The organism is Actinomadura sp. BRA 177, assembly GCF_013372625.1.
In the GTDB taxonomy this organism is placed as follows: domain Bacteria; phylum Actinomycetota; class Actinomycetes; order Streptosporangiales; family Streptosporangiaceae; genus Spirillospora.
Genome location: NZ_JABXFD010000525.1, coordinates 1 through 18,315, shown reverse-complemented (window position 1 = coordinate 18,315; position 18,315 = coordinate 1). Strand labels below are relative to the sequence as shown.

General features: G+C 68.0%; 17 protein-coding genes. 3 read left to right on the top strand and 14 right to left on the bottom strand.

Annotation, left to right across the window (positions count from 1 at the left end):
• From HUX53_RS30150 to HUX53_RS41755, 5 genes are all read right to left on the bottom strand, one after another.
• On the bottom strand, positions 1–741 hold a 741-nt coding region (locus HUX53_RS30150; protein ID WP_217920096.1), incomplete at its 3' end, for a transposase.
• A gap of 224 nt (positions 742–965) precedes the next feature.
• Positions 966–1,550, bottom strand: coding sequence for a cupin domain-containing protein (locus HUX53_RS30145; RefSeq protein ID WP_217920095.1), 585 nt, complete (start codon positions 1,548–1,550; stop codon positions 966–968).
• 71 nt (positions 1,551–1,621) lie between these two features.
• Complete coding sequence (locus HUX53_RS30140; protein ID WP_217920094.1) at positions 1,622–2,698, bottom strand: methyltransferase; 1,077 nt, start codon at positions 2,696–2,698, stop codon at positions 1,622–1,624.
• 89 nt (positions 2,699–2,787) lie between these two features.
• A complete protein-coding gene (locus HUX53_RS30135; protein ID WP_309237503.1) occupies positions 2,788–3,633 on the bottom strand; it encodes an FAD-dependent monooxygenase in 846 nt (281 codons plus the stop codon).
• Between the two features lie 49 nt (positions 3,634–3,682).
• Positions 3,683–4,399 (bottom strand): FAD-dependent monooxygenase, encoded by a 717-nt coding sequence (locus HUX53_RS41755; protein WP_309237502.1) that lies wholly within the window; start codon positions 4,397–4,399, stop codon positions 3,683–3,685.
• Positions 4,400–4,555: 156 nt separating this feature from the next.
• Here HUX53_RS41755 and HUX53_RS30130 point away from each other — a divergent pair, with 156 nt between their 5' ends.
• Entirely contained in the window at positions 4,556–5,350 is a 795-nt protein-coding gene (locus HUX53_RS30130) for an AfsR/SARP family transcriptional regulator (RefSeq protein ID WP_176406608.1), read from the top strand.
• Between the two features lie 144 nt (positions 5,351–5,494).
• Here the strand turns inward: HUX53_RS30130 and HUX53_RS42715 are convergent, their stop codons facing one another.
• From HUX53_RS42715 to HUX53_RS30110, 4 genes are read right to left on the bottom strand one after another with little or no spacing between them, the layout of a single operon-like run.
• Positions 5,495–6,247 (bottom strand): Ada metal-binding domain-containing protein, encoded by a 753-nt coding sequence (locus tag HUX53_RS42715; protein WP_176406607.1) that lies wholly within the window; start codon positions 6,245–6,247, stop codon positions 5,495–5,497.
• Between the two features lie 3 nt (positions 6,248–6,250).
• Positions 6,251–7,624 (bottom strand): class I adenylate-forming enzyme family protein, encoded by a 1,374-nt coding sequence (locus HUX53_RS30120; RefSeq protein WP_255205778.1) that lies wholly within the window; start codon positions 7,622–7,624, stop codon positions 6,251–6,253.
• A 32-nt stretch (positions 7,625–7,656) separates the two neighbouring features.
• Complete coding sequence (locus HUX53_RS30115) at positions 7,657–8,763, bottom strand: 3-dehydroquinate synthase II (protein ID WP_176406605.1); 1,107 nt, start codon at positions 8,761–8,763, stop codon at positions 7,657–7,659.
• Positions 8,760–9,581, bottom strand: coding sequence for a 2-amino-3,7-dideoxy-D-threo-hept-6-ulosonate synthase (locus HUX53_RS30110; protein WP_176406604.1), 822 nt, complete (start codon positions 9,579–9,581; stop codon positions 8,760–8,762). Before HUX53_RS30110 ends, HUX53_RS30115 begins: the two co-directional genes overlap by 4 nt.
• A gap of 618 nt (positions 9,582–10,199) precedes the next feature.
• Here HUX53_RS30110 and HUX53_RS30105 point away from each other — a divergent pair.
• Entirely contained in the window at positions 10,200–10,943 is a 744-nt protein-coding gene (locus HUX53_RS30105) for an AfsR/SARP family transcriptional regulator (RefSeq protein WP_176406603.1), read from the top strand.
• A gap of 103 nt (positions 10,944–11,046) precedes the next feature.
• Here HUX53_RS30105 and HUX53_RS30100 read toward each other — a convergent pair whose 3' ends face one another.
• The 5 genes from HUX53_RS30100 to HUX53_RS30080 are packed head-to-tail and all read right to left on the bottom strand — an operon-like array spanning position 11,047 to position 16,640.
• Positions 11,047–12,039 (bottom strand): LacI family DNA-binding transcriptional regulator, encoded by a 993-nt coding sequence (locus HUX53_RS30100; RefSeq protein WP_176406602.1) that lies wholly within the window; start codon positions 12,037–12,039, stop codon positions 11,047–11,049.
• Positions 12,036–13,436: a GH1 family beta-glucosidase gene (locus HUX53_RS30095; protein ID WP_176406601.1), complete on the bottom strand. Its 1,401-nt coding sequence runs from the start codon at positions 13,434–13,436 to the stop codon at positions 12,036–12,038. The genes HUX53_RS30100 and HUX53_RS30095 overlap by 4 nt, the downstream gene beginning before the upstream one ends.
• A gap of 56 nt (positions 13,437–13,492) precedes the next feature.
• Complete coding sequence (locus HUX53_RS30090; protein ID WP_255205777.1) at positions 13,493–14,374, bottom strand: carbohydrate ABC transporter permease; 882 nt, start codon at positions 14,372–14,374, stop codon at positions 13,493–13,495.
• The gene (locus HUX53_RS30085; RefSeq protein WP_176406600.1) at positions 14,371–15,345 is read right to left on the bottom strand and encodes a carbohydrate ABC transporter permease; all 975 of its coding nucleotides are present in this window, start codon (positions 15,343–15,345) and stop codon (positions 14,371–14,373) included. The genes HUX53_RS30090 and HUX53_RS30085 overlap by 4 nt, the downstream gene beginning before the upstream one ends.
• Positions 15,342–16,640, bottom strand: coding sequence for an ABC transporter substrate-binding protein (locus HUX53_RS30080; RefSeq protein WP_176406599.1), 1,299 nt, complete (start codon positions 16,638–16,640; stop codon positions 15,342–15,344). The genes HUX53_RS30085 and HUX53_RS30080 overlap by 4 nt, the downstream gene beginning before the upstream one ends.
• Before the next feature lie 271 nt (positions 16,641–16,911).
• On the opposite strand from HUX53_RS30080, the gene HUX53_RS30075 reads away from it, so the two are divergent.
• Positions 16,912–18,171 (top strand): carbohydrate-binding protein, encoded by a 1,260-nt coding sequence (locus tag HUX53_RS30075; protein WP_176406598.1) that lies wholly within the window; start codon positions 16,912–16,914, stop codon positions 18,169–18,171.
• The last annotated feature ends 144 nt before the right edge of the window (positions 18,172–18,315 follow it).

Below are 18,315 nucleotides of genomic sequence, written 5' to 3'. Positions count from 1 at the left end.
TCCAGGCCGGCATACGAGATAGGGGTCCGTCGGGTGGGCGCGGAGATGTGTAGACGAGCCAGTCTTTGCGGCGGTGGCGCCGCGTCCCCGGCCACCGCCGCAAAGATCGCTCTGCGGTCCCTGGCCCGCCGCCACCAGCGGCTCACCACCGTCGGCGGGGTCGGGCCGCAGGGCGGCGCAGGTGGTGATCAGCTCCCGGGTGGGCAGGCCGCGCAGCCGCGTCCGCAGTTCGTCGGGGGCGGTGACGATCAGGGCCTTGATCTGCCGCTGGGCGTCGGCGCGCTGGTCGACGGCCGAACGGCGGGCGACCCGCAGGTTGCGCAGGGCCTCGACGCGGCCGTCGCGCTGTCTGGGGGTGCCGGTCCGGTCGGCGGCCAGGGCGGTGCGGGCGGCGGCGACGGCGTCGATGGGGTCGGACTTGCCCTGGAAGCGGCGGGTCTTGCGGTCGGGCCGGTCGACCTCGATGACCTGGACGCCCTGGTCGTGCAGCAGGCGGGCCAGGCCGGCGCCGTAGACGCCGGTGCCCTCGACCCCGATCCGGCCCAGCCGCCCCGACGAGCGCATCCAGTCCAGCAGGGTGGTGTATCCGGCGGGTGTGGCGGGGAACTGCCCGGTGCCCAGGACCCGGCCGCCCGGGTCGAGCACGGCTGCGGTGTGGGTGTCTTGGTGGGTGTCGACTCCACCGGTGACCTCGGTGATCGCGGTGCCGTCGGCGGTGGCTTGAGGTGTAATGGAGGGCATCGTCGTCCTGTTCCTCGTCCGGGGGCGGGGCGGCACGCACCGGCCGGGCGGCGGACAAGACAGTGATGGGGCCTCTAGCCAGGCTCTTATTAGGTCACTCCGCCACGTCCAGTGGGTGCACATGAGCGTCTCCCGGCCGGGGTCGACAGATCCCGTTGAGGACACTTGGTCAGTCAGGTGTTGGGTCAGATCCCGCCGGGAGGCGCTCACCTACATCATCACTGTCAGGTGGGGAGCCCGAGTCGTCGCGCCACCTCGGGTGGGAGGGCCTCCAACTCGGCGGTCTCCCCCGACGTGCGTCCCAGGTACTCGGGGTTGCAGCCCTGGTGGCCCAAGAGCCGGGCGACCGGTGCAAGCGCCGTGTACACCGTGCGCTGCAGCAGCCAGGGCCGGCTCGTGAACCGCAGGACGTCGGAGAACTCCAGCATCGTCACCGACCGCTGCAGCAAGCTCGGCACACCGCGCTCGTCGACCTTGCCGTCCTCCGCGAGGCCGAACAACTGGCACAGCAGCAGGTTCTCGAATCGGTCGGCCCGGTTGCGGAACTCGACCACCGCGAAGGTCTCCTCGTGGTCACTGGCGCTGAAGAACCGGTGCATGGTCGCCGGTGGCACGGCCACGTGCTGGCCCGGCTCGGTCAGTGTCTCGTCGCGGCCGTCGATGTGCACTCGCAGCCGTCCGCGCACGAGCGTGAACCGCTCCTCGCTGACCGGATGCACGTGGTAGTCCGCAGCGAACCCACCAGGCTCGACATAGAGATCCAGTACAGAACTCTGGCCCTTGGTCTCCGCGGCGGGCGCTCTGACCACGATCTTCTGGCGGCACGGTGGGTTGCGGTAGACCCCCCCAACACTGACAGGCATTCTGATATCTCCCGTGTTCATTTCTTGATGGCGCGGAGAAGCCCGTGCACCGGGACCATGTCCGGCGGCATCGTCGCGATGTCCTGTGAGATCGCCGTGACGACCTCGAACCCGGCCTCCGTCAACCACTTCTGGTATGTCGACAATCTCTGCGGGCCGCCCTCGGCCATCGTGCAGCCGAGGAAGTACGCAGGGAAGAAGTCCACCGAACTGGAGCTCTTCAGCTCCTCCGGGTATATCGGCACCAGGATGTAGACCTCGCCGCCCGGCTCGAGCGCCTCATGCACGCTGCCCAGGATCTTCAGGACGTTCTCGCGGTCGAACATGTCCAGGAAATGCTTGATCATGACCACGTCGAAGCCCTTGGGCAGGCCTTTGAACACGTTGCCGCCGATGAACGAGCAGTGCTCGCGCACGCCGTGCTCCTGGAAGTTCGCCACCGCGTCGGCTTCCTTCTCCGGAAAGTCGAAGCAGGCGACCGTGAGATCCTCGGCCGGCTTGTGCTTGCGGGTGAGGATCGCGCCGAGCCCGGTGTTGCCGGCCACGTCCAGCACCTTCACACCCGGCCGGACGTCGAAGTGGGCGAAGAACCACTCGTCGATGAACCCGGTGACCGAGTCCATCATCGCGCCCCATGCCATCCGCAGGTCGTCGTTCTCCGCGGTGGCCTCGTAGAGGGTGCCGTCGAAGCCGTAGAGTTCCCGCAGCCCGACGACCTTTCCGGTCTTCACGCTCTCCGACAGGTAGTACAGCTGGCGCAGGCAGATTACCTTGATCATGTTGAACCACGCGATGACCCGGCCGAAATCCTCGTCCGTCGGCAGTGCCATCCTGGCCAGGGCATAGGCGCCGGTCCGCTCGTCGAAGGAGATGAAGTCCTCCTTCACGGGGAGGAACAGCAGCTGCTCGATGGCGGCCTCGGTGCCGCCGACCGACTCGGCGATCTCCTGTGCCGTCATTCGGGTGTTCTTCTGCAGCAAGTCCACGATGCCCAACTCGAAGCAGCTCAGCAGGTTCATGAACCGCATCGGGCCGAGCGCGTACTCCTTGAACTCTGACAGCACCTGCGTCGTGCCGGTGTTCCATGTGGTCATTGCGCCCCACCTTCACTCGCCCGTTCTGACTTCGGCCTTTGACCAGGCTATGGATCGTGCATTCTCGGATCACTCCGAATGTTGCTGCGCTATTTCCCGGTCACCTTCGCGAGCAATGCCGCGGGATCGTCCGGCGACCGGTTCCCGCGCCAGGCGACGTACTGGTCGGGCCGAATCAAAACCAGATCCCGTTCATACATGTCACGGATATGCGCAGCGGGAAGCTCGAGTACGGTCAACGGGACTCCGGCACGCTCGGCCGCCGCGGTCATGCCGGTGACCGCGGCGGGCCGGGTTCCCAGCCGCAGCAAGGTGAAGCCGGGACCGAGGAGGTCGAAGAGCGAGTCGCCGCGGTCCCGCTTCCCCCGCCGCCACGCGTGGGGGGCGCGGCCACCGGGCACGCTGGTCGGCACGTAGGCGGCCGGCGAGTCCGGTGGCGGGTCACTGTCGGCGGCGATCACCGGTGAGCCGTCGTACCGCGCACCCAGTTGCACACCGATGGACGCGAACTGCTCACCGTACATGGACAACAGGCCACCGACGCGCTCCCGTTCGCGTCGCCCGGGCAGGGTGCTCTGCTCCAGCAGGGGCCCGAGCCGCAACTTGCCCAGGTTCATGTTGAGCCGCCGAGCCGCGGCCGTGTTCCGCTCCGCGACCGGTCTGCGTTCACACTCGTACGAGGCCAGCAGATCCGGCCCACCCCAACCGGCGAGCCTGGCCGCGAGTTTCCACGACAGGTTGGCGACGTCATCGACACCGGTGTTCATACCGAACCCTCCGGTCGGCGTGAAGAGGTGCGCCGCGTCACCGGCCAGGAACACACGCCGGTCGGCGAACCGGTCGGCGACCAGCGCGAGGCCCGGCGTCCACGACCGGTGGCCGAGCACGTCGACGTCGACGTCGGCACCGGTGGCACGGCGGACGAGCGCCGGCACGCCGCCGGCATCCGCCGAGCTGGTCAGCAGGAAGAACTCGTCCCTGCCGTTAAGCGTGATCAGGTTGGTCGTCAGCCCACCCCCCCAGCGCCCAGTAACTCCACGCGCGCCGGGACCCCAGAAAGTCTGGGTAGAGCGCAGGTATCCGCAGATGAGTCGCGGTCGCCTGCCGCCCCAGAACCTCCTGGTCCAATGCTCCGCTACCGACGTACCGCGCGCCGATGCCGGCGCGCACGACACTCTGGCCGCCGTCACACCCCACGACATACCTGGCGCGACCGGTTCCTCGGTCCGCGTGGACCGAGACCCCCGAGCCGTCCTGCCAGATGCCGCTCACCCGGGTTCCGTACCGCAGGGTGATGTTCGAGCGGGTTCTTGCTCGTGCCAGGAGTAGCCGCTCGACGTACATCTGGTTGGCGCGGTGCAACGGCTCCGGGGTCTGGTGGTCGTCCGGCGCCTCCCGGACCGCCCGGCGAACGCCATTGGCCGACGACATGCGCAAGCGCGCCAGTTCGGCACCGCCATAGCGGGTGAAATAGGCGACGTCGGTCGGGTGGTCGGCCGGCAGTCCCAGCGCGCGGATCTCGTCGGCGACGCCCAGCCGGCGGTAGTGCTCCATGGTCCTGGCGTTGTGCGTGTTGCCTCGTGGCATGTCGCTTGTGGACGGTTCGGCGTCCAAGACCGTGCACGGCACATCGTAGTAGTCAAGAAACAAGGCGAGCATGAGGCCCACTGGCCCACCGCCGACGACAATGACCGATGTCACGTACCGGACGATGCCAGACAGCCCTGAAGAGATGAGCCAGCTGCAACGGGCGTCGGCTCGCCCCGCTTCGCGGGTTCGCGATAGAAGTTCCTGATTGACTGCATCCCTTTCCGCGGTCGCGGTGTTCCCCTACCGATGAAAATTACACTTCTTGGCGTGCTGAGCCTCAACAGCGGCGACCTTGACATCACACCTACAGCGCCCAAGCAACGGGAGTTGCTGGGGTTGTTGCTATTGAAGGCGAACCAGGTCGTGTCCTTCGATTCTCTTGTCCAGGAACTCTGGGAGGGCAGTCCGCCGTCGGACGCCGTGGCCACCATGCACGCCCACATGAGCCAGCTGCGCAAGGTGTTGCACCAGCGCTCCGACACACACAGGTTGCGGACTCACGAACGGGGGTACCTCTTTCACTGCGAGCTGGGCGAACTCGACCTGCACACGGCCCTCCGGCACATCCGGCTAGGCAAGATCGCCCAGGCGGCCGAACGCGCACGCGAGTCGGTGGACCAGTTCTCCACGGCACTGTCCATGTGGCCCAACCCGGTCCTCTTCGACGTCGGCGGTGGACCGGTGTCCGCGTCCATCCGCGCGGACCTCGAACGCGAGCGGCTCCAAGCACTGCACGGCCAGTTCGACGCGCGGCTGCTCCTCGGGGAGCACCACCGAATACTGGGCGACCTTCGCGCACTCGTCCGCGCCCATCCGACGGACGAGCGCCTGCACTCTCAGCTCATGACAGCGCTGTATCGGTGCGGGCGGCAGGTGGAGGCTCTCACGGTCTACACGAACCTCCGCCACCAACTCGCCTCATACCCCGGCGCGGTCCCCTCGTCCGACCTCGAGCGTCTCCACTCGTCAATCCTGTGGTCGAAGGTCGAGTCCGCGCCGACGAGCACGGGATGGCTCTCGCTCGATCTCTTGGAGGACGGTCCGGCGACTACCCCGTGGTGAGCCAACCCCCGGTCACGAGGGCGATCCGCGCATCGGACAGGGTCACCACGTCGCGGAACGAATCGCGGACGCGGAAGTCCAGCACAGTCCTCTGTATGTCCGCGGGCAGCCCCGTGTTCGCCACCGAGGTGGCGACCGACATGATCATCCGGCGTGCCCGCTCGGCGAGCGGGCCACTGGTGGCGACGAACTCGGCTTGGGGGAACATGGCATGAAGTTCTCGCACGGCGGCGTCCGGGTCGGCGGCCACGATAACGTCGCACACTCCCCTGCTGGCGAGCGCGACCAGGGTGACGCTGGCCGAACCGTAGCCGAGGCAATACCGGATGAGCTCCCCCCCCTGCCGCCCGCGCGAAATTGGGTGGGGGTCATGCCGAGGATGTCAGGGGCCGACGCGTAGAAACGACCGTTGGAGTTGAAGCCTGCGTTGTAGATCGCGTCGGTGACGGTCGATGCACGCAGGAGTTCCGTCCTGACCCGGCGTGCCCGGCTCGACGACAGGTAGGCGCGCGGCGTGATACCGGTGGCCTTCTTGAACATCCGATGAAAGTGGAAGCGGCTCACCCTGGCGCCGGAGGCAAGGCTGTCCAGGCTCGGCGCTTCGGCACCGTCCTGGCCAAGGGCGCCATCGATGTCCCGGCACGCTCTGATGACCAGGGCCAGGTTCCGCGCCGACGTGGCCGACCGGTCGGGATCGCACCGGCGGCAGGGCCGGTACCCCGCGGCGGCCGCCTGCGCGGCGGTGTCGAAAAAGATCACGTTCTCGCGGCGCGCGAGCCGGGCTGCACAGGACGGTCTGCTATAGACACCCGTGGTGGTGACGGAGTAGACGAATTCACCGTCCGCCCGCGCGTCCCGGCGCAGTACCGCCTGCCAGCGGTCGTCGAGGTCAGCCACCCGTCACATCAGCTCCCCGTGGTGGCGATGTCGCGCGTCGACTTTGCACACCAGCTGGCTGGAGCGCACATACTTGCCGTTCGGCGTCCTGGGCAGTGTGTCGACCACGAAGCAGCGGACCGGTGGATGACCGTGGCCGAGCACTCGCCGGCACCATGCCTCCAGACCGGCACCGGTGATGTCGACCCCCGCCACCAGAGCATCGATGGTGTCCGAGCCGACCACGACCGCCTCGGCGACGTTCCGGTGCGCACGCAGCATCCGTTCGATCGCCACCAGATCGACATGCGAATCGCCGGGCGGCTCCGTGCCGCTGAGCCGCCCGCGCAGGCGCAGCTCCCCTGTTCCCGGATGTCGGCTCACCAGGTCGTTCGTCGACAACCAACCGCCATGCCAGGACGCTTCCCCCACGACGTAAGGCGACTGCCCGAGATGGACCTGCAGCACGCCGTCCACGATCCTGGTCCGGACACCGGGAAGTGGCGTGCCGACATGTGGCGGGACCAGTCGGCCGGACAGGTCGGCCGCGATCGCACCCGTCTCGGTCATGCCGTACACCTGGCCGATCCGTACGCCGAAGCGCCGCGAGAACGCGTCGAACACGGCAAGGTGCAACAACTCCCCACCGGAGATCGCGCACCGCAGCGCCCGCAGGGCGGTCGTGGGTGTGTCGCAGAGCGTCTCGAAGGACTGTGGCGTGCCGATCACGACCCTGGGCTCGGTTCCCGGTCCGTCCGGGCTCGGCGAGGTCGGCAGGACGAGTGGCGCCCCCTGTCCGGTGGCATGCAGGACACCGCCGATCAGACCGAACGAGTACGCCCACGAGTCGAGGAGCAGGACCGGCTCGTCCTGGCCCGGCATTCCGGGAAGCCTCGCGAAGCGCTCCAACTCGGCCAGCAGCGACTCCGGCGTCCTACCTATGACCTTGCCGAGTCCCGTTGTTCCGGACGACAACTGAACGACACAGTGCGATGTGCCTGCCGGTCGTCCATCCGGGAGCCGCCGCACCAGCACCTCGCACTCGTCGCTGAAGGAGCGGCGGCGAAGGTGGGCGCTCCCGAAGGTGAGCGCGAACTGGGGCCGGAGCGTCTCGATCAGCGTCCGCCGTTTCGCCGGAGCGAGCCGGGGCGGGACCAGGATCGGCTGTGCGCCCAGCGACCACAGCGCGAAGAGCGTCCACAGCTGCGTGAAACTAGGCAATCCCAGTAGGGCGACCGTGGTGCAGCCCCCGACGCCGAACTGGCGAAGCATACGGCGGTGCCAGGCCACCTCTCCCCGAAGGCGTTCGTAGGTCACCGTCCCTGCGCCGCAGGCCCATACCTTGTGCCGCGCCGGCCGAGACAGAAGGTCTTCGCCCCACCACGAATCCGTGTTCATGGCCGAACCTCCCTTGTCCCACCCCAATGCGGCTATTTCTCGACGCAGAACTCACCGACCGGCCAGCCGACGTGACGCTTGTCGGTGGCCAGGTAGCCGAGAACCTCGGTCCCGGGTCGGAGTTCGGTCACGTTGAGCACGGCGCCGCCCGGCCCGAGCACTCGTACGTGCCAGTCGTCCTGCACGATGAGGCTGACCTGGTCGTCGCCGGACCTGGCCTTGATGGACAGCAGCGGCCGGGATTCCAGCTTGATCCGGCCGACCACGATCCGCCGTGTGCGGCCGTCCGCCCCGACCGCGAGCACGGTGGCGCCGGCCTGGAGCTCACTCAAGTAGTTCGTCCGGTTCTCCTCGCCGAGCACATAGGAGTGCAGTGCTCCGGCGTTGATCCGGAACGGTCTGGTGGGCATGTACGGCAGTGGATGCGTCTCGCTGCAGCAGAGGATGAACCCGTGGGCGTAGGACCCGACGAGCATGCCCTCGTCCTCCTCAAAATGCGTGCAGGTATCGATGCACACCCGATCGCCGAGGCCCACGTGCTCAATGGATTCGACGGTGAGTTTCGTCAGCGCGAGCTGCGGCGTCCGCACCTGCAACGACCGCATCAGGTCGAACACGTCATCGGCGGCCCGGGGCGCCATCAGCACGCCTTCCGACCCCTTCTCGAGTACGTCGATGATGATCCGGGCCTCTTCGTAGTCCTCGACGGCACAGATCAGCTGCCCCGGCGCCTTGTCGGCGGCCGCGATCACAATCTCCAGCGGGATCTTCGTCGGGTCCTTGAAGCGCACGACCGTGTAGGGCAGCGCGATCGCGGCCCGGCACGCCAGGTTCAGCGTCTCGTCGTCCACCACGTCCACGAGGCCGACGACATCACCGGCGCCCGCGCGCACGCGGTCCGCCAGTTCGCCGATCCGCTGGTCGCCGTCGACTCGCTGGACGGCGAGCAGTTCAGGGTGTTCCTCAGCGGGAACATCCGCGCCGGGCCACCACACCCGGCGGACGGTCGCCGGGAGCTTCTCGAGAAGTTCCGGGTCGTCGTGCACGATCGCGTCGACCCTGGCGTGAATCGCCGCGTCGACCACTGCCTCGCGCTGTGCGTCCTGCACTGCGCGGACGTCGAGCCAAGCCAGTTTCATAGTTCCCCTGTCCTTGTGTTCGCTGCTGCTGGAAGCCGCACCGGAACGGAGCCGACGCCGTGGATGATGGCGGCCAGTTCCCTGGTCGCCAGCCGCGGGTTCGGACTCGCGAAGACCCGCCTGCCGACGGCGAGGCCGCGGCAGCCTGCGCCGAGAGCGGAAATCGCGAAGTCAGCGAGCCTCATGCCCGATGGGGCACCACCCGCCGCCACGATCGGGATCGGCGATGACTCGACGACCTGCGCCATCCGTTCCACGGGCGACGCCAGTACGGATTTCACGATGTCGACGCCGAGATCCGCGGCGATGTTGACGACGTGCGCGAGGAGGTCCGGGTCCGTCGGATCAGCGATCTGCGGGCCGCGCGGATACATCATCGCGAGCAGCGGCATGCCCCAATCGGCGCACGCGGCCGCCACGGTGCCGAGATCCACGAGTTGCGCCGCCTCGTTCTCGGAGCCGATATTGACCTGCACGCTCACCCCGTCGGCGCCGAGCCGAACGGCCTCCTCGACGTTGCCGACGAGCACCTTCGCGTTGACGTCCGGGGCGTGCGCGGTGCTCGCACTGAGATGGACCACCAGGCCACGGTCAGCGAACAGGGTCGGGTCAATCGTCCTGGCCCGGCCCTTGTGCACCACGACCGCGTCCGCGCCACCGGCGAACACCTCGGCCACGAGCCCGTTGAATCCCTCCGCGCTCACGATCGGACCATCGGAGACGGAATGGTCAAGCGGTATGAACAGATAGCGCTCGTCCTGGCCACGGGACAGCCGAGCCAGGCGCACGTCCTTGCCGGTCAGCAGTTGCCTGGGCATACCTCTGCTCCGCGTCGATTCGTTACTGAGACGTTGTGAGTGTTTCTCGTGCACGCTTCGGCCATACACTCGCCATCGCCACTGAAAGCTTGGTCCAGCCTCGGTCCAATGGATCGTCAACCAAGACGCGTTCCGGAAGTCAAATACCTGGTAGTCACCGGTGGACGAGCGCTGCCCGGCCCGTTTACCCACACGCAAGCCGCCGGCCGGCCGACCCTGTACCACTGGTTGAACTAGGTGGCAGCCGCCGGCCGCAATCATCCTGCGACGCCCTGGCCCGCTCCGCTCGCGCGATGTGGAATCGCTCCGTGACCAGCACTAACGCCCCCATTTGGCGACATTGATTCGGTTCCGCTCACTGCGGACCGTCGCCATCAGGACGACCACCTTCGCACTGCGCCAACAGCCGCAACGCCAAGGTCACATCGACCGGGAGCAGCACCCTTCACCAGCATCAACCAATGAAACTGTTAGTGTATTTACTTGTCATCGAGATCAGGCTACATTGGTTCACCAGAGGTCAATAGGCCACCCGCCACGCGGGTCGAAAGTCAGGGAGTTTCTGTGCAGTTTGGAATACTCGGTCCTTTATTGCTTGAAATCAATGGTATACAATGCGTGCCGACCGCTCACAAGATTCGTCAACTATTGGCGTTCTTGATGCTTCAAGCAAATCAGGCCGTTCCCATACACGCCTGCATCGATGAACTGTGGCAGTCGGATCCGCCGAAGAGCGCGGTGTCAGTCACTCAGACATATGTTTCGGAAATTAGGAAAATGCTTCGGTCTGCTTCGCCGGAGCAGGGTGACGGCATCCTGGTGACCCGCAACCGGAACTACATGCTGCGCGTCCGGTCCCAAGACCTGGACAGCGAGGTCTTCTTCGAGCACGTGCAGCGTGGGCACGCGGCCTTCGGGCACGGCGAACTCCAGCACGCGGTGGCGTACTTCCACCGCGCTCTCAGTCAATGGCGTGGCCCGGCGCTGCTCGACGTTCCGAACGGACCGGCGATCACAATGCAGCGGGAGCGGCTCGAGGAGACCCGGTTCGGCGTTGAGGAGCAACGGGTGGAAGCCGAACTCCGGCTGGGACTCCACCACGAGATTCTGGCCGAGCTCCAGGTCCAGGCCGAGGCGTACCCGCTACGCGAGAACGTGCAGGCCCAGTACATGGTGGCCCTGTATCGGTGCGGTCGACAGGTGCATGCGGTCAACGTCTACTGGCGACTCCGTAGGACGCTTTCGGAGCAGTTCGGACTCGACCCCTCGCCACGCATGCAACGCTTGCACCAGGCTATCCTCACCTCCGATCCGGCTCTCGACCTCCCGACGCTCTCGCCCCTTCGCAGGGTCGCGGGCTGAGCGCGGCCGTCCAGGGACAATCGGTGCTGACCAACCCGCGTGTTCCCGAGCGCGCGGGGGTTGTTGTTCGTTTGGAGTGTTCTCCGCTGTGCCTGCGGGCGGGTCAGGTGGAGTCGCGGGGGATTAGTTCGGTGGGGAAGATTACTGGGGCGGCCTGGTCGTCTACGCCTGTCAGGATTATGCGGACGATGGTTTGGGCCACGTCGTCTATGGGCTGGCGGACGGTGGTCAGGGGCGGGTCGGTGAAGCGGGCCGCGTCTATGTCGTCGAAGCCGACCATGGCGACGTCGTCGGGGACGCGGCGGCCTGCCTTTCGCAGGGTGTGGAGGGCGCCGGCCGCCATCAGGTCGCTTGCGGCGAAGACGGCGTCGAGGTCTGGGTCGTCCTCTAGGAGTTGCTGCATGGCAGCCGCGCCTGATTCGCGGGTGAAGTCGCCCATGGCGGCGAGGGAGCGGCGGCCGGTGCCGGAGAGGGTTTCGCGGTAGCCGGCCAGGCGGTCGAGGCCGGCGGACATGTCCAGTGGGCCGGTGATGGTGGCGATGCGGCGGCGGCCTTTGGCGAGGAGGTGTTCCATGGCGGTCCGGGCGCCGCCTACGTTGTCGACGTCGCAGTACGGCGGCCTGGCCGTGGACACCGGCCGGCCGTGCGATACCACGGGCACGCCCGTCCGCATGAGTGCGGCGGGAAGCGGGTCCGAGCCGTGCAGGGAGAGCAGGATGACGCCGTCCACGTGGCCGCCCGCGACGTACCGCTCGACCCGCGCCTGGCCGCCCGGTGAGGACGGCATCATGAGCACGACCTGCCTGTCGGCGGCCTCCAGCTCCTGGCTCACCGTGCGGATGACCTGGGAGAAGAAGGGGTCGTCGGAGAAGACGCGGGCGGGCGGCTCGGACACCACCAGCCCGATCGATCCGGTCCGCTGGGTGACCAGGCTGCGGGCCGCCGAGTTCGGGACGTAGCCGAGTTCCTCCACGGCGCGCAGTACGGTCGTGCGGATGTCCGGGTTCACGGTGGACGAGCCGTTGACCACGCGCGACACCGTGGCGCGGGAGACCCCGGCCCTGGCCGCCACGGCCTCCAGCGTGGGACGTTTCATGCCGGCTCTCCCCCGAGTCCGTTGCGGGCGACGACGTCACGGAACCAGTGTGCGCTGTCCTTCGGCAGGCGGCGCTGGTCGGTGTAGTCGATGTAGACGATCCCGAACCTCTTGCCGTAGCCCTCGGCCCACTCGAAATTGTCCAGAAGCGACCATACGAGATACCCCCGCAGATCCGCACCGGCGGTCAGGGCGGCGTGCGCGGCGCGCAGGTGCCCATCGAGGTACTGGATGCGGGCGTCGTCGCGGACCCGTCCGTCCGCGTCGGGGACGTCGTGGAACGCGGCGCCGTTCTCGGTGACGACGAGCGGCACGCCCGGGTAGTCGCGGCTGAGCCGGATCAGCAGGTCGCCCAGTCCGTCCGGCACGATGGGCCAGCCCATCGCGGTGAGCGGCGGGACGGCCGGCGGGAACGCGATGCCCTCCGAGCCCGGGTAGGCGGGGTTCGCCGGGGTGCCGGGGGCGGCCGCCACGTAGGTCGGGTTGTAGTAGTTGATGCCGAGCGAGTCGATCGGCTCGGCGATCACGGCCAGGTCGTCGCCGTGGACGTGGTCGAGGCCCCCGTGGCGGGACGCGACCGCCAGCACCGGCCCGGCGTACTCGCCGCGCAGCACCGGGTCGAGGAACTGCCGGTTGAGCATCGCGTCGATGAGGTCGGCGGCGGCCGCGTCCGGCTCCGAGGTGCCGCCGGCGACGATCGGGGCGAGGTTGAGGGTCAGCGAGATCTGGCGCGCCCCGCCGTCCCGCAGCCGGCGGGCGGCCAGCCCGTGCGCCAGGAGCAGGTGGTGCGCGGCGCGGAAGGCGTCGGCGGCGCTGGTCCGGCCGGGGGCGTGCACGCCCGCCCCGTAGCCGAGGTACGCGGCCACCCACGGCTCGTTGATCGTCGTCCAGGTGTCGACGCGGTCGGCGAGGCGGGCGTGGACGAGGCCGGCGTAGTCGGCGAAGCGCAGGGCGGTGTCGCGGGACGTCCAGCCGCCGAGGTCCTCCAGCGCCTGCGGCAGGTCCCAGTGGTAGAGGGTGGCGTACGGCGTGATCCCGGCTTCGAGCAGCTCGTCGACCAGCCGGTCGTAGAAGCCGATGCCGCGCGGGTTGACCGGTCCGGAGCCGTCGGGCTGCACGCGCGGCCAGGCCACCGAGAACCGGTAGACGCTGAGCCCCAGGTCGGCCATCAGCCGGATGTCGTCGCCGGACCGGTGGTAGTGGTCGCACGCCACGTCCCCGGTGTGCCCGCCGGCGACCTTGCCCGGGACGCGGCTGAAGGTGTCCCAGATCGAGGGGCCGCGCCCGTCGTCCCGTGCCGCGCCCTCGATCTGGTACGCGGCGGTGGCGGCCCCCCAGACGAAGCCTGGCGGGAAGGTGAGGGGCCGGTCGTCGGTCTGCAGCGTGGTGGCGGTCATCGTTCTGGCTGGTCTCTCCACTGGTGAATGGCGGCGCGTCATGCGCGAATGGCTCGTCATGCTTTGAGGGCGCCGTCCATGATTCCGCTGATGATCTGGCGTCCGAACAGCACGAAGACGGCGAGGAGCGGGAGCGTCGCCACCGCGGTGCCGGTGAACATCAGCGAGTAGTCGGTGTAGTAGGCGCCGTTCAGCAGGTTGAGGGAGTACTGGACGGTCGGGTTGTCGGGGTTGAGGACGGCCAGCGGCCATATGAACTCGTTCCACGTCTGCATGAACGTGAACAGCCCGAGGACCGCCATGGCCGGACGCAGCACGGGCAGCACGACACTCCAGTAGATGCGGAACGTCGAGCAGCCGTCGATGCGGGCGCTCTCGATGAGCTCGTCCGGGACGGCCTGCATCGTGTACTGCCGCATCATGAACACGCCGAAGCCGGTGACGAGGAACGGCACGATGACGGCCTGCAGCTTCCCCGTCCAGCCGATCTCGGCCATCAGCATGTACAGCGGGATGATGCCCATCTGCACCGGCACCATCATGGTCGCCAGCATGACCAGCAGCAGCGCGCCCCGGCCGCGGAAGCGCAGCTTGGCGAACGCGAACCCGGCCAGCGAGGCGAACAGCAGCGTGGAGACCGTGACCGTCGTGGCGGCGATGGCGGAGTTGACCAGCCCGAGGGTGAACCGCGCCTGCTCGTTGCCGAACAGCCGGGACAGGTTGCGGCCCAGTTCACCGCCCGGGACGAGCGGCGGCGGCGTCGAGCCGACGACGTCGTTCGTGCGGGTCGCGACGACGAGCATCCAGTAGATGGGGAACACCGACAGCACGATCGTCGCCATGAGCGTGATCCGGGTGAGCGGGCCGGCGTCCCAGAGCGCCGCCACCGCGCCGCTGCGCTTCGCCCGGGGCCTGCCGGGCGTCCGCTGGATCATCATTTGGCTCCCCCTCCCACCCGCCGCAGCCACACGAAGTTGAGGAGGGACCCGACGAGGATCAGCATGAAGAGCATCCAGGAGACGGCGGACGCGTAGCCGTAGTCGAACCGCCGGAACGCGTTCTCGAACATGTACATGGTGACCGTCTGGAACTGCCGCAGCGATCCCCCGGCCATGTCGCCGTTGCCGAACAGCAGCGGCTCGGTGAACAGCTGGAATCCGCCGATCGTGGACACGATCGCGGTGAAGATGATGGTCGGCCGCAGCATCGGCAGCGTGATCGACCAGAACTGGCGGGCGCGCGACGCCCCGTCGATCGCCGCCGCCTCGTACAGGTCGCGCGGGATCGACTGCATCGCGGCCAGATAGATCAGCGCGTTGTAGCCCGTCCACCGCCAGTCGACCATCACCGAGATCGCGAGCCAGGACGTCCAGCGGCGCGCGGTCCAGTCGAGGTTGTCCACCCCGAACCAGCCGAGCACCCAGTTGACCAGGCCGAAGTCACGGCTGAACAGCTGGCTGAAGACGATCGCGACCGCGGCGACCGAGGTGATCATCGGGATGAGCACGCCCATCCGGACCAGCGTCCGGCCGCGCATCCGCTGGTTCAGCGCGTTCGCCAGCACCAGCGCGAGCAGCAGCTGCGGGACGGTGGCGATGACGAACATGGCCAGGGTGTTGCGGACCGAGTTCCAGAACTGCGGGTCGGTCAGGACGAGCCGGAAGTTCTCCAGCCCGATGAACTCATGGGTGCCGAGCAGCTCCCAGTCGTGCATCGCCACCCAGACCGTGTATCCCATCGGGAACAGCCCGAAGAGGAAGAACAGCAGGTAGTACGGCGAGATGAACAGGTAGGGCGAGAACTTCATGTCCCACCGGGTGAGCGCGGTGCGCGACCGGCGGCGCGGGGCCGGGCCCCCGGGCGGCGACGCCGCCCGGGATCCCGTACCGGAATCGATGGAAACCGTCATCGAGCTTCACGTTCGGCGTCGTCGAGGGCCTTCTTCCACGCCGCGTCGGGCGACAGCCTTCCCTGCTCCAGCGCAAGGAGCGCGTCCTCGAAACGCTGCCCGACCGGGTTGCTGTCCGCGCCCAGGTAGAGCGGCTTGAGAGCCTTCGCGCCCTTGGCGTAGATCTGCCCGACCGGGGCGTCGCTGAAGTACTCGTTCTTGAACGACGTCACCGCCGGGTCGTCCAGCGCCTGCGGGGACGAGGGCAGGTTGTTGCGCGCCTTGAACGCGGCGATCTGGCTGTTCACGCTGGTCAGGTATTTGGCCAGCTCGGCGGCCTGCTTGGCGTGCTTGCTCTGCTTGGGCACCGCGAGGAACGAGCCGCCGCGGCTGCCGGAGCCGCCCGGGATCGCCGCGACGTCCCACTTGCCGGACGCGTCCGCGCCGGCGTTCTCCTTGATGACGCCCAGCATCCAGGACGGGCACGCGACCGTCGCGAACTTCGCCTGCTTGAAGCCGGAGCCCCAGCTGGGCTCGAACGACTTCAGCCCGGCCGACAGCCCGGCCTGCTGGATCTTCAAGGTGGTGTCCCACGCGCTCTTGACGGCGGGGTTGCTGCCGGCGACGAGCTTGCCGGACGTGTCGAAGAACGTGTAGCCGACGCTCTGGCTCGCCGCCTGGGCGAGGATCGTGTTGTAGAGGTTCACCGAGCCGTCGACGAACTTGGAGCCCTTCGCCTTCTCGGCGTACTTCTTGCCGGTGGCGATGTACTCGTCCCAGGTCGGCCAGAGCTTGCCGACCTCGTCGCGGTCGGTCGGCAGGCCGGCCTTCTTGAACAGGTCGGTGCGGTAGCACATGGCGAGGCCGCCGATGTCGGTGCCGAGGCCGACCAGGTACTTCCCGTCGGAGCTGAGCGCCTGCTTCCACTTCCAGTCCAGGAAGTTGCCCTTCAGCGAGCCGGCCCCGTAGTCGAGCAGGTTCTCGAACTTGTCGGGGTGGGCCATGAACTTGGTGAGGATCCCCTCCTCGATGGCGACGACGTCGCCGGCGCCGCTGCCCGCGGCGATCCACTGCTCCAGGCGGGGCAGGTACTCGTCGAGCTGCACCACGTTCCGGTGCTTGATCTTGATGCCGGGGTGGTCGGCCTCGTACTGCTTGAACAGCTCTTCGTAGCCGAAGGTGCTGAAGGTGTCGACGGTCAGCGTGACCGTCCCGTCCGAGCCGGAGCCGCCGTCCCCGCCGCAGGCGGAGAGGCCGAGCGCCAGGACGGCGGCCGAGACGAGGCCGGACGCGAGACGGCGATGGGATCTGAGCATGGCTGTCCTCGGGGGGTGGTGTCGAGAGGTCGAGAGAGCGCTCTCGCAGAGAATGGCTTCACCGCCCATGCCTGTCAAGAGAGCGATCTCCTGAACCCCCATTTCCAAAGGTAGGGCGACCTTTTGACCTGCCAGGACACGGCAACACAAGCGATGACCGTCATGAGAGCGCTCTCTCACCTCTTGACGGACCGGTGGCGAACGGGCGACATTGACCCCACCAGAGGGCAGGCACCCCGCGCTTGCTCCACCCCACTCTGGAGGTCCCCCCATGACCCCATTGAGACGTCCCCGCCTCTGGCGCCGGTGCGTTCTCGCCGTGGTCGCCGCCGCGCTCCCGGCGGCGATCGCCACCGCCGTGATCTCCCCGACCGCCGACGCGTCCGTCCCGCCGCCCCCGGACGGCTGGAGCCTGGTCTGGAGCGACGACTTCAACGGTTCGGCCGGCTCGCTCCCCTCGTCCGCCAACTGGATCATCGACACCGGCCACAGCTACCCCGGCGGCCCCGGCAACTGGGGCACCGGCGAGATCCAGCGCTACACCGCCGACCCCGCCAACGTCAGCCTGGACGGCGGCGGCAACCTGCGCATCACCCCGATCAAGTCCGGTTCGGGCGAGTGGACGTCGGCCCGCATCGAGACCCAGCGCACCAACTTCAAGCCCGCCGACGGCCGCGTCCTGCGCATCGAGGGACGCATCCAGATGCCGAACGTCACCGGCTCCCCGGCGCTCGGGTACTGGCCGGCGTTCTGGGCCCTGGGCGCCCCGTACCGGGGCAACTACCAGAACTGGCCCGCGATCGGCGAGTTCGACATCATGGAGAACGTCAACGGGCTGAACTCGGTCTGGGGCGTCCTGCACTGCGGCGTGAACCCAGGCGGCGACTGCCAGGAGACGAACGGGATCGGCGCCAACCGCGCCTGCCCGGGATCGTCCTGCCAGTCCGCGATGCACACCTACCGGTTCGAGTGGGACCGCAGCGTCAGCCCCAACCAGCTGCGCTGGTACGTGGACGGCCAGCAGTTCCACAGCATCAGCCAGAACCAGCTCAGCGCCACCACCTGGTCGAACATGACCGGTCACGCCGGCTACTTCCTCCTGCTCAACGTGGCGATGGGCGGCGCGTTCCCCAACGGCGTCTCCGGGCAGAGCACGCCCACCGCGAGCACAGTCTCGGGACGTCCCATGGTCGTCGACTACGTCGCGGTCTGGCAGAGCGGCAGCGGCGGCGGTGGCGGCGACGACAACACCCCGCCCCCGACGGGCGGCGGTGTCGACGCCCGCTCGACCATCCAGGCGGAGAACTACCAGGCCCAGTCGGGAACACAGCTTGAGACCACGACCGACTCCGGCGGCGGCCAGGACGTCGGCTACATCAACAACGGCAACTGGCTGCGCTACGACAACGTCGACTTCGGCAGCACCCCGGTAGGTGTCAAGTCAAATGGGACAGGGGCAGTGATCGTTAGGCGGCGTGTTTCTCCTGGTCAGATCTGGTCTGGTCGGTGGTGTCTTGGTCGGGTCGGTTGATCTGCGCGAGTGTGGGAATCTTGGGCAGGGTGGGTGTCTGGGTGAACCGTCGCGGGTTGGTCGCGCGGAACGCCGCGATCGTGGCGGCTCGCTGGTGCTGGATCGCCTGGGCGGTGCCGATGTGGACGGTGAACGGCGTGTGGA